General features: G+C 73.7%; 11 protein-coding genes. 3 read left to right on the plus strand and 8 right to left on the minus strand.

Annotated elements, in window-relative coordinates; genetic code table 11:
- The 3 genes from ACWD4A_RS34190 to ACWD4A_RS34200 form a co-directional block, all read right to left on the minus strand.
- On the minus strand, positions 1-887 hold an 887-nt coding region (locus tag ACWD4A_RS34190), incomplete at its 3' end, for an ABC transporter ATP-binding protein (RefSeq protein ID WP_451200175.1).
- Entirely contained in the window at positions 884-1,936 is a 1,053-nt protein-coding gene (locus ACWD4A_RS34195) for a FecCD family ABC transporter permease (RefSeq protein ID WP_451200178.1), read from the minus strand. The genes ACWD4A_RS34195 and ACWD4A_RS34190, both read right to left, overlap by 4 nt.
- Entirely contained in the window at positions 1,933-2,967 is a 1,035-nt protein-coding gene (locus ACWD4A_RS34200; RefSeq protein WP_451200180.1) for a FecCD family ABC transporter permease, read from the minus strand. The genes ACWD4A_RS34195 and ACWD4A_RS34200 overlap by 4 nt, the downstream gene beginning before the upstream one ends.
- A gap of 82 nt (positions 2,968-3,049) precedes the next feature.
- Between ACWD4A_RS34200 and ACWD4A_RS34205 the strand changes: the two genes are divergently transcribed.
- Positions 3,050-3,730, plus strand: a complete 681-nt coding sequence (locus tag ACWD4A_RS34205) for an HAD family hydrolase (RefSeq protein WP_451200182.1) — start codon at positions 3,050-3,052, stop codon at positions 3,728-3,730.
- Here ACWD4A_RS34205 and ACWD4A_RS34210 read toward each other — a convergent pair.
- Entirely contained in the window at positions 3,661-3,945 is a 285-nt protein-coding gene (locus ACWD4A_RS34210) for a hypothetical protein (protein WP_451200184.1), read from the minus strand. The two genes, ACWD4A_RS34205 and ACWD4A_RS34210, sit on opposite strands and share 70 nt — an antisense overlap.
- Before the next feature lie 198 nt (positions 3,946-4,143).
- Here ACWD4A_RS34210 and ACWD4A_RS34215 point away from each other — a divergent pair, with 198 nt between their 5' ends.
- Complete coding sequence (locus ACWD4A_RS34215; protein WP_451200187.1) at positions 4,144-4,527, plus strand: cold-shock protein; 384 nt, start codon at positions 4,144-4,146, stop codon at positions 4,525-4,527.
- Between the two features lie 67 nt (positions 4,528-4,594).
- Here the strand turns inward: ACWD4A_RS34215 and ACWD4A_RS34220 are convergent, their stop codons facing one another.
- From ACWD4A_RS34220 to ACWD4A_RS34235, 4 genes are all read right to left on the minus strand, one after another.
- Positions 4,595-5,446, minus strand: a complete 852-nt coding sequence (locus ACWD4A_RS34220; RefSeq protein WP_451200190.1) for a 1,4-dihydroxy-6-naphthoate synthase — start codon at positions 5,444-5,446, stop codon at positions 4,595-4,597.
- Positions 5,447-5,526: 80 nt separating this feature from the next.
- Positions 5,527-6,321 carry a futalosine hydrolase gene (locus ACWD4A_RS34225; RefSeq protein WP_451200192.1) on the minus strand — a complete coding sequence of 265 codons (795 nt, stop codon included), beginning with the start codon at positions 6,319-6,321 and terminating at the stop codon, positions 5,527-5,529.
- Positions 6,322-6,341: 20 nt separating this feature from the next.
- Positions 6,342-6,812 carry a hypothetical protein gene (locus tag ACWD4A_RS34230; protein WP_451200195.1) on the minus strand — a complete coding sequence of 157 codons (471 nt, stop codon included), beginning with the start codon at positions 6,810-6,812 and terminating at the stop codon, positions 6,342-6,344.
- A gap of 26 nt (positions 6,813-6,838) precedes the next feature.
- Positions 6,839-8,281 (minus strand): MFS transporter, encoded by a 1,443-nt coding sequence (locus tag ACWD4A_RS34235; RefSeq protein WP_451200198.1) that lies wholly within the window; start codon positions 8,279-8,281, stop codon positions 6,839-6,841.
- 341 nt (positions 8,282-8,622) lie between these two features.
- Between ACWD4A_RS34235 and ACWD4A_RS34240 the strand changes: the two genes are divergently transcribed.
- Positions 8,623-9,504, plus strand: coding sequence for a DUF3027 domain-containing protein (locus tag ACWD4A_RS34240; RefSeq protein WP_451200201.1), 882 nt, complete (start codon positions 8,623-8,625; stop codon positions 9,502-9,504).
- Positions 9,505-10,306: the final 802 nt, after the last annotated feature.

The following is a 10,306-nucleotide window of genomic DNA, read 5'->3' on the forward strand; positions in this document are numbered from 1 at the left end:
CCCCCGCGACCGTGCGACCGGTCCGGGGGCATGGCCACCAGCAACACCAGGAGCTGATGACATGCAGCACCGTATCGCCGACCTCCTCGCCCGAGCACCAGCGGCCCCCCGGTCACCGGGTCGGCGACCACCACTGACTCCAGACCGAAGACGTCGCGGACCAGATCCGCGGTCACCACATCGGAGGGTGCCCCCTGGGCGACGATCCGGCCGTCCCTCATCGCGATCAGATGGTCGGCGTAGCGCGCCGCCTGGTTCAGGTCGTGCAGCACCGCCACCACCGTCCGCCCCCGTTCGTGGTTGAGGCGGCGGCACAGGTCCAGGACCTCGACCTGGTGGGAGATGTCGAGGTAGGTCGTCGGCTCGTCCAGGAGGAGCAGGTCCGTCTCCTGGGCGAGGGCCATGGCGATCCAGACGCGCTGCCGCTGGCCGCCGGAGAGTTCGTCGACGGACCGGTCGGCGAGGGCGGTCGTGTCGGTGCGGGCCATCGCCTCGGTGACGGCGCGCTCGTCCTCGTCCGACCACTGCTGCCACCAGCGCTGGTGCGGCTGGCGGCCGCGGGATATGAGGTCGGCGACGGTGATGGCCTCGGGGGCGACGGGGGTCTGCGGCAGCAGGCCGAGCGACTGGGCGATCGCGCGGGTGGGGATGCGGGACAGCTCGGTGCCGTCGAGGAGCACGGAGCCGCGCGCGGGCTTCAGCAGCCGGCCGAGGGCGCGCAGCAGGGTCGACTTGCCGCAGGCGTTCGGGCCGACGACGACGGTGACCGCGCCGTCCGGGATCGCCACGTCGAGGCCGTCCACGACGGTGCGTTCCTCGTAGGCGAGGGTCAGGCCGCGGGCGGTGAGCCGGGCCGGGCGGGCGGCCGCGGTGTCGGTCTCGGTCACGCTTTTCCTCCGGTACGGCCCCTGATGATGAGCCAGATCAGATAGGGGGCGCCGACGGCGGCGGTCAGTACGCCCACGGGCAGCTGCGTCGGTTCGAACAGCTTGCGGCCCAGCAGGTCGGCGACGACCACGACGACCGCGCCCGTCAACGCCGAGCACAGCAGCGGGATCTGGGCCGTGCGCGTCATCCGGCGGGCCAGTTGCGGGGCGAGCAGGGCCACGAAGTCGACGGGCCCGGCCGCGCCGGTGGCGACGGAGGCCAGGACGACGCCGAGGACGGCGAGTCCCAGCCGTACCCGGTTCAGCCGGACGCCGAGCGCGGTCGCCGTGTCGTCGTCCAGCGACACGGTGCGCTGCGCGCGTGCCGCCCAGCACACGAAGGGTGTCAGCAGGAGCAGCGCCCAGGCCACCGGGACGGCCTCGGCCCAGCCGCGGTCGCCGAGCGAGCCGGTCATCCACACCTTGGCCTGCTGGGCGACCAGGTAGTCGCCCTTGGTCATGAACAGGTTGGTGACCGAGCGCAGCGCGACCGCGAAGCCGATGCCGATGAGGACGAAGCGGGTGGCGTGCAGCCCGCCGCGCCACGCGAAGACGTACACGAGGGCGGCGGCGAGCAGCCCGCCGGCGACCGACACGTAGGGCAGGGCGGCGTACGAGGTGACGCCGAACGTCATCGCGCCGACGGTCAGCGCGCTCGCGCCCTGGGTCACGCCGATGATGTCGGGGCTGGCCAGGGGGTTGCGGGAGACGGTCTGGATCAGTGCCCCGGCGACCCCGAAGGCCGCGCCGACGAGCACGCCCACGGTCATCCGGGGGAGCCGGAAGGTGCCGACGGTCAGTTCGTCCGGCGACGGCCGCCCGAGGACGACCTTCAGCACCTCGGCCGGTGCCACGAACGCCTGCGCCGCGCACAGGTACGTCAGGCAGGCGGCGGTCAGCAGCGCGGTCAGAACGAGGGCGACGGCGGTGGCCCGCCGGTGCACGAGGAACGAGCCGCGGCCCGCGCGCACGAGGGTGTACCCGGCCGGGCGGGCGAGGGGGAGGGTCACGCGGCCACCGCCTTCTTGCGGCGGACGAGCGCGATCAGGAACGGCACCCCGATGAGCGCCGTCATCACGCCGGACGGGACCTCGCTCGGCGGGAAGACGATCCGGCCGACGGTGTCGGCGACGAGCAGCACCACCGGCCCGAGGAGCGCCGACATGGGCAGCAGCCAGCGGTGGTCGGTGCCGACCAGCGCGCGGGCGATGTGCGGCACGGCGAGGCCGACGAAGGCGATCGGACCGGCCGCGGCGACGCCCGCGCCGGTGAGGACGGTGGCGCCGATGCCGCCGACGATCCGTACGGCCGCGACGTTCTGCCCCAGGCCCTTGGCCACGTCCTCGCCGAGCGCCAGCGCGTCCAGGCCGCGGGCCACGGAGAGCACCAGCACGGTGCCGGCCAGCAGGAACGGCCAGAGCCTGGCCGCGATCCCGGTGTCCAGGCTGGGCAGCGAGCCGACCTGCCAGAACCGGAACCGGTCCAGGACCTGGGCGTGCGTGGTGAGGACGGCGTGCACGACGGACAGCAGCAGGGCGTTGATCGCGGCCCCGGCCAGCGCCAGTTTGACGGGGGTGGCGCCGCCGCGGCCGCGCGCCGCGATCGCGTAGACGGCGACGGAGGCGAGGGCGGCGCCCGCGAAGGCCCACCAGACGTAGCCGGACAGCGACTGCACCCCGGCCACGGTCATCGCGAGGACCACGCCCAGCGAGGCGCCGTGGCTGATGCCGAGGATGCCGGGGTCGGCGATCGGATTGCGGGTGATGGCCTGCAGGACCGTTCCGGCGACGGCGAGGGCGGCGGCGACCATCAGGCCGACGACGGTGCGGGGCAGCCGCATCTCGCGGACGACCGCGCCCGCCGTGCCGGGGGAGTCGTTCCACAGCGCGTCGAAGACCTGGGAGGGCGCGGTGGCGCGGGCCCCCACGGCGAGGCTGAGCAGCACCGCGGCCAGCAGGGCGACGACCGCTGCCGCCGTCCAGCCGACGCGGCGCCGGACCCGTGGGGACCTGGGGCTGCTGATCGGGACGGCGGCTGACATCGCTTCCACTTCGTGGCTCGTACCGGGGCCAAGTTAGGCGACGCTAAGTGTACGGGTGGGGCAACCCGGCAGAATGTGGGGCATGACCTCGCAACCGCGGCACGCGTTCACCGTCGGCTTCGACCTCGACCTGACCCTGATCGACTCCGTACCGGGCATCAGGGCCGCGTACACCTCACTGGCGGCGGCCACCGGCACGTACATCGACGTCGACCTGGTGTGCTCCCGGGTGGGGCCGCCGCTGGAGCAGGAGCTGGCCCACTGGTTCCCCGCGGACCGGATAGCGGAGGCCGCCGACGGCTACCGCGCGCTCTACCCGACGGTCGCCATCGACGCGAGCGTCGCCATGCCCGGGGCCCGCGAGGCGCTCGCCGCCGTACGGGAACTGGGCGGCCGCTCGGTCGTCGTCACCGCCAAGTACGAGCGCAACGCCCGGCTCCACCTGGACCACCTCGGGCTCGCCCCCGACGCCCTCGTCGGCGACCTCTGGGCGGAGGCCAAGGCTTCGGCGCTCCGCGCGCACGACGCGACGGTCTACGTCGGTGACCATACGGGCGACGTGCGCGGCGCGCGTACGGCCGGTGCGCTGTCCGTAGCGGTCGCGACGGGCCCGTGTGACGAGAAGGAACTGCGCGCCGCGGGGGCGGATGTGCTGCTGGCCGACCTCACGGACTTCCCGGACTGGCTGCGCGGTTACCGCGGCGAGGCGGACGGCCCGGACACCGCGTCGGCGAGCGCCGCCGAGAGCGAGGCCCGCGCCTGACGGCGCTGCGCGGCGATGGAACGCAGCACTCCGGCGGCCGCGATCAGGAATCCGACCCCCATCAGCATGCAGACGAAGTACGCTGCGGGCGGCAGCGGATCGGCGCCCAGGAAGAGCGGGGCGACCGTCGCCAGGGTGGCCACCGCGCCTACGAGGAAGACGATGGCGCCGATGCGTACCAGCAGATCCCCGTCCCGGGGAGTTTCGCTACTCACCTGACCAGGGTAGATCCCTAGCCGTCGGCATGGTGGCCCCACCGCCGCACGGAAAAGGACGTCTTGTCACCGGGCCCGGGACCATTAGCCTTGGGGGGAGCGGGTCTTACGGCCCGCTGTAGTGCTATCAAGAGCTGTTTTTCCGTTGATTGCAGACCCTTTCCGTATTTCCGACGAGACACGAGGACGAGGACAGACGTGCCTACCGGCAAGGTCAAGTGGTTCAACAGTGAGAAGGGCTTCGGCTTTCTCTCCCGCGACGACGGCGGCGACGTCTTCGTGCACTCCTCGGTGCTCCCGGACGGGGTCGACACCCTCAAGCCCGGTCAGCGGGTGGAGTTCGGCGTCGTGGCCGGCCAGCGCGGCGACCAGGCGCTCACCGTGACGCTGCTCGAACCGGCCCCGTCGGTGGCGGCCGCCCAGCGCCGTAAGCCCGATGAGCTGGCCTCGATCGTCCAGGACCTGACCACGCTGCTGGAGAACGTGACCCAGCAGCTGGAGCGCGGCCGTTACCCCGAGAAGGCCCATGGCGCGAAGATCGCCGGGATGCTGCGGGCGGTGGCCGACCAGCTGGACGTCTGACCACCGCTTCCGTCAGGAGCTTCTGTCAGGCGCTTTCGTCAGGAGCTTCTTCAGGGGGGACCCGCCGTCAGGCGAATTCCAGTGCCTCCGGACCGAGGGGCGGCACGAGCCCCTCGGCCGCGGCGCGGGTCAGCAGCCCGCGCACCGCGGCGTAGCCGTCCTCGCCGAGGTCGGCCGTGAACTCGTTGACGTAGAGCCCGATGTGCTGGTCGGCGACGGCCGGGTCCATCTCCTGGGCGTGTTCCAGCACATAGGGCCGGGAGACCTCCGGGTCGTCCCAGGCCATCTGCACCGAGGTGCGCGCGGCCTGTGCCAGCTCGCGCAGCCGCGCGGCGCCCAGCGAGCGCTTGGCGATGATCGCGCCGAGCGGGATGGGCAGGCCGGTGCTGTCCTCCCAGTGTTTGCCCATGTCGGCCAGGCAGTGCAGACCGTAGTTCCGGTACGTGAACCGGGCCTCGTGGATGACGAGGCCCGCGTCCACCTTGCCGTCCCGGACGGCGGGCATGATCTCGTGGAACGGCAGCACGACCACCTCGCCGACCCCGCCCGGCACCTCCGCCGCGGCCCACAGCCGGAAGAGCAGATAGGCCGTCGAGCGCTCGCTCGGCACGGCGACCGTCCTCCCCGTCAGATCCGCGGCCGCGCCCGGCTCCCGGGTCAGCACCAGCGGGCCGCAGCCGCGGCCCAGGGCCCCGCCGCACGGCAGCAGGGCGTACTCCTCCAGGACCCAGGGCAGCACCGCGTACGACACCTTGAGCACGTCGAACTCGCCGCGCTCCGCCATGCCGTTGGTGATGTCGATGTCGGCGAACGTCACGTCGAGGGCGGGGGCCCCGGGGACGCGGCCGTGTGCCCAGGCGTCGAAGACGAAGGTGTCGTTGGGGCAGGGCGAATATGCGATCTTGAGCGGCTCGCTCATGGGGATCCTCCTCGCGTGCGTGGACAGTTCGGTGCCCGCCGACGCGTCCTGACGGGCCGTGGGCCGGGCCGGGCGCGGGGTCACGCGGGAGGAACGCGGGGGAGCGCGGCGGCCTTCCCGGCCGCCTCCGCGAGGGCCTCCGGCAGTGCCGCGAACGCGCCCGCCAGGGCTTCGAGTGCCTCGCCGATGCGCCACGCGGCGCGGTCGCGCGGGCCCACCGGGTTGGAGACCGCGCGGATCTCCAGCACCGGCACCCCGTGCGCGGCGGCGGCCTCGGCGACCCCGAAGCCCTCCATGGCCTCGACGAGCGCGCCGGGGCGCAGCGCCACCAGCGACCGGGCCCGTTCGGCGGAGCCGGTCACCGTCGACACGGTCAGCACCTCGCCGCGCCGCGCGGCGGTCGCGCGGGCCACGGCCGCCACAAGGGCCTCGGGCGGCCGGTGTTCGACGGTCCCGAAGCCCAGCTCGGTGACGGGGAGGAAGCCTTCGGGCGTCTCGGCGCCCAGGTCGGCGGCGACGATCGCGTCGGACACGACGACGGAACCCACCGGGGCGCCCGTCGCGGTGCCGGTGAAGCCGCCGCCGATGCCCGCCGAGACCACCAGGTCGTACGGGCTGCCGGAGACGGCGGCCGCCGTCAGGGCGGTCGCGGCGCCGGCCGCGGCCGCCGCGGGGCCGACCCCGGCGGCCAGTACGTCGACGACGAGGGGGAGCGGGCCGGGCACGGCCGACACCGGGCGGTGCAGGGCGAATCCCGGCACCGCCAGCTCCACCGACTCCACCGACTCCGCCGGGGCACCGGAGGGGGCCCCCATGGTGCCGCGGACGACCGCGTCACGTTCCGCCGCGACGGCGGTGACGACGAGTACGCGCATCAGCGGGGGCCTCCGGCCCGTCAGTTGTTGTCGAGCTGGAGCTTGACGCTCCACACGCCGTTCTTGCTGATGACGGACAGCACGGTGTCCTGGGACAGGGACTGGAGCTGCTGGTTGACGAAGAGCTGCTCGCCGTCGAACGTCGCGTACGTCTGCTTCGTCCGGCCGTTGCGCTGCTGCTTGCCGCTGACCACGAACCAGCCCTCATCGGCGATCTTCGGCTCCACGCCCACGTGGACCTTGTCGCCCGGCTTGACCTTGATGGTCTTGGCCGACTTGTCGTCGCCCAGGCACTTCTCGAGGCCGGCCTGGTCGAGGGCCTTGTCCTCGTTGAAGCAGGTGGCCTCGGTGGTCACGGTGTCGGAACCGACGGTCACCGTCGCCAGGGGCGTCGGCTTGTCGCAGGCGGAGAGGGCGACGAGCCCGAAGGCGACGGCCCCGACAGCGGCAGCGGCACGTCGGCGCTTGCCCTGGAAAAACGCAACGGTCATGCGGGCAGGCTATCGGGCCCGCTCACTCACGCCACGCGCGGGTGCGGCGAGCCGCGCCGGGCCGCCGTCAGCAGCCCCCGTACGGCAGTGGCCACACCCAGTGCGAGCACCCCGGCGGCCACCGACATACCCAGCACGCCGTGCAGCGGCAGCAGGATGCCGATCGCGCCGCCGGCCACCCAGGACATCTGGAGCAGCGTCTCGGAGCGGGCGAACGCGGACGTCCGCACCTCCTCCGGCACATCCCGCTGGATCAGCGAGTCCAGCGACTGCTTGCCGAGCGCCTGCGCGATGCCCGCCACGGCCGCCACCACCGCCACGAAGAAGGCGCTGAAGAACGCGGCGGCGGCGACCGTCGCCCCCAGGGACAGCGTCAGCACCAGCGCGATCGTCTTCTCCGGGCCGCGGGAGCGCAGCAGCGCGCCGATCGCCGTGCCCAGGGCGTTGCCGCCGCCCGCCGCGACCGCCACGATGCCCAGCGACATGGCCGGGCTCAGGCCCCCGATCGGGTGCACGCGCAGCAGGAACGCCAGGAAGAAGGTGAGGAAGCCGGACAGCATGCGCATCGCGCTGTTGGCCTGGAGGGCGTGCAGGACGGAGGCGCCGACCGTACGCAGGCCGGGCCTGGGCTGTTTGTTCCGCGGCTTGCGCTTCGTCTTCCGGTTCGGGGCGACCCGGCCCGTGAGCGCGGTCCTGCGCCGCTCCAGCGCGGGCCGCAGATGGGGCCGCCGCTCGCCCGACACCAGCCGCGCCCGCGCCTCGCCCTTCGCCGAGTCCACCTTGTGCGGCAGCGAGAACGACAGCACGGTGCCCAGGACGAACACGAGGAACGCCCCGTACAGCGGATACGCCGGTCCCAGCTGGTGCAGCCCCGCGCCGAGCGGGGCCGCCACACCCGTGGCCAACAGCCCGCCCAGGGTCACTCTGGAGTTCGCCTTGACCAAAGAGATGCGCGGAGGCAGCAGCCGGGGCACGACGGCCGACCGCACCACCCCGTACGCCTTCGACGCCACCAGCACGCCCAGCGCCGCCGGGTACAGCTCCAGCCCGCCGCTCGCCACCGCGCCCGACATCGCCAGCGCCAGCAGCGCCCGCGTGATCATCGCGCCGGCCATCGCCGCGCGGCGGCCGTGCGGCAGCCGGTCCAGCAGCGGCCCGATCACCGGGGCCAGAAGAGTGAACGGTGCCATCGTCACCGCCAGGTACAGCGCCACCCGTCCGCGCGCCTGGTCCGTCGGCACCGAGAAGAACACCGTGGACGCCAGCGCCACCGTGATCAGCATGTCGCCCGCCGAGTGCACCGCGTGCAGCTCGATCAGCTTGCCCAGCCCCGACTCGCCCGCGCCGTGCGCGTGCGTGGCCCTGCGGACGCCCCGCGCCGCCCCCGTGAACGGGCTGCGCAGCACGCGGCCCACGCCCCGGACCGCACGGCGGAGCGGGCCGCCTTCGGCTGACCGGATGGCTCCCACCACGCCATACTGCCCCACCCGGAACGGCGCACGGCACTCCCGGCCCCTCCTCGGGGCGCCCCCGGCGGGCTCACGGGCACGGTTCCCGGGGGGCTCGCCGAAGCCCGGGTATCCCCCGGGTGTCCCGGCGGGGTAGCGTGCACAACGCGCCACCGGCGGTCGTTCTTGGCCGCGCGCCGAGTCTGGATCCCGCAGAATGGGAGTGACTAGGTGCGCCCGAGGCCGTTCGGGCGCGGACGTCGACGCGGTCCTCCGGTCCGCTCCGTCCGCCGACCCGGCCGTTCGGCTGGCGCACTCGTGAGACGGCGTGGAAGAGAGAATCGATTCTTGTGAGTGCTGCGATGCGAAGCCGTACCCCGGACCGCCTGTGCGCCGAGGCGGTCGAACTCGCCCGTACGGCGGCTGAGGAAGCGGCCAGGCCGGGCACGGTCGGCGGCCACATCGAGGTCGTCGCCGACGGGGACCGCGTCGTCACCCACTACTTCGCCTGCACCGACCCCGGCTACCGCGGCTGGCGCTGGGCCGTCACCGTCGCCCGCGCCTCCCGCGCCAAGGCCGTCACCCTCGACGAGACCGTCCTGCTGCCCGGCTCCGACGCCCTGCTCGCCCCCGAGTGGGTGCCCTGGAGCGAGCGCCTGCGCCCCGGCGACATGGGCCCCGGCGACCTCCTCCCCACCGAGGCCGACGACATCCGCCTGGAGCCCGGCTGGACCGGCGAGGACGCGCCTCCGCCCAACTCCGCCCTCGCCGAGGAGATGGACCGGCTCGGCGAGGCCGAGGACGCCGACGTCACCGTCGGCTCGCCCGCCGTCCAGGCCGCGCCGCCCGCCCGCGGCTCCATCGCCGCCGTCGCCGAGGAACTCGGCATGCGGCGCGCCCGCGTCCTGTCCCGCTACGGCCTCTACTCCGCCGCCGACCGCTGGGACGACACCCACGGCGCGAAGACCCCCATGGCCCAGGCCGCCCCCGCGTCCTGCGTGAGCTGCGGCTTCCTGGTCCGGCTCGGCGGCCAGCTCGGCCAGGCCTTCGGCGTCTGCGCCAATGAGTTCGGCCCGGCGGACGGCCACGTCGTGTCCCTGTCCTACGGCTGCGGCGGCCACTCCGAGGCGGCCGTCATGCCGAAGGCTCCGCGGCCCTCGGAGCCGGTCATCGACGAGACCCTGGTCGACCCCTTGCCGCTCCGCGGCGAGGAACCCGTGGACGCGGACCTCGGCCACGCCTGAGCAGTCTGCTGCCCCTTCCCCTGGGCCCTGGCCCATGGCGGGGGCTGCGCCCCCGGACCCCCGACCCGGGGCTGCGCCCCCGGACCCCGGAACGGGTGCTGCGCCCCCGTGGCCCCCACCCCGGGCCTCCGGAATCGGGGGCTGCGCCCCCGGACCCCCGGACCACGCTTCGCGCGGTGTCCTCAAACTCCCCCAGACTCCGTCCGGGGGGACCCCCAGGGGCTGGATTCCACGGACCGCAGCCTCGAAACCGCGGACCCGGCCTACGACATCCAGTCCGCCCCGGACAGCAGTCCAGCCGCCTGCGGTGGCGATACCAGCTTGCCCCGGGCGGCAATCCAGCCGTCCTATGGCGGTGATACCAGCTCGTCTCGGGCGGCGGTCCAGCCGTCCTACGGCGGCGAAACCAGCTCGTCCTGGGCGGCAGTCCAGCCGTCCTATGGCGAGAAACCGGCTTGTCCCGGGCGGCAACCCAGCCGTCCTACGCCAGCGAAATCAGCTCACCTCGGGCGGCAACCCAGCCGTCCTGTGGCGGCGAAACCGGCTCGCCCCGGATGGCAATCCGGCCGTCCCGTGGCGACGAAGCCAGCTTGTCCCGGGTGGCACCCCAGCCGTCCTATGGCGAGAAACCGGCTCGTCCCGGGTGGCACCCCCAGTCGTCCTACGCCGACGAAACCAGCTCACCTTGGGCGGCAATCCAGCCCGCCCTGGGCACCAAATCCAGCCCGTCCGGCGTTTGGCGGATCCGGAGGAAGCCCGCGCACTGCTCGAACGCCTTGGGCCCGAGCCGGGCCACGTCCTT

This window comes from Streptomyces sp. NPDC002537, from assembly GCF_053594975.1.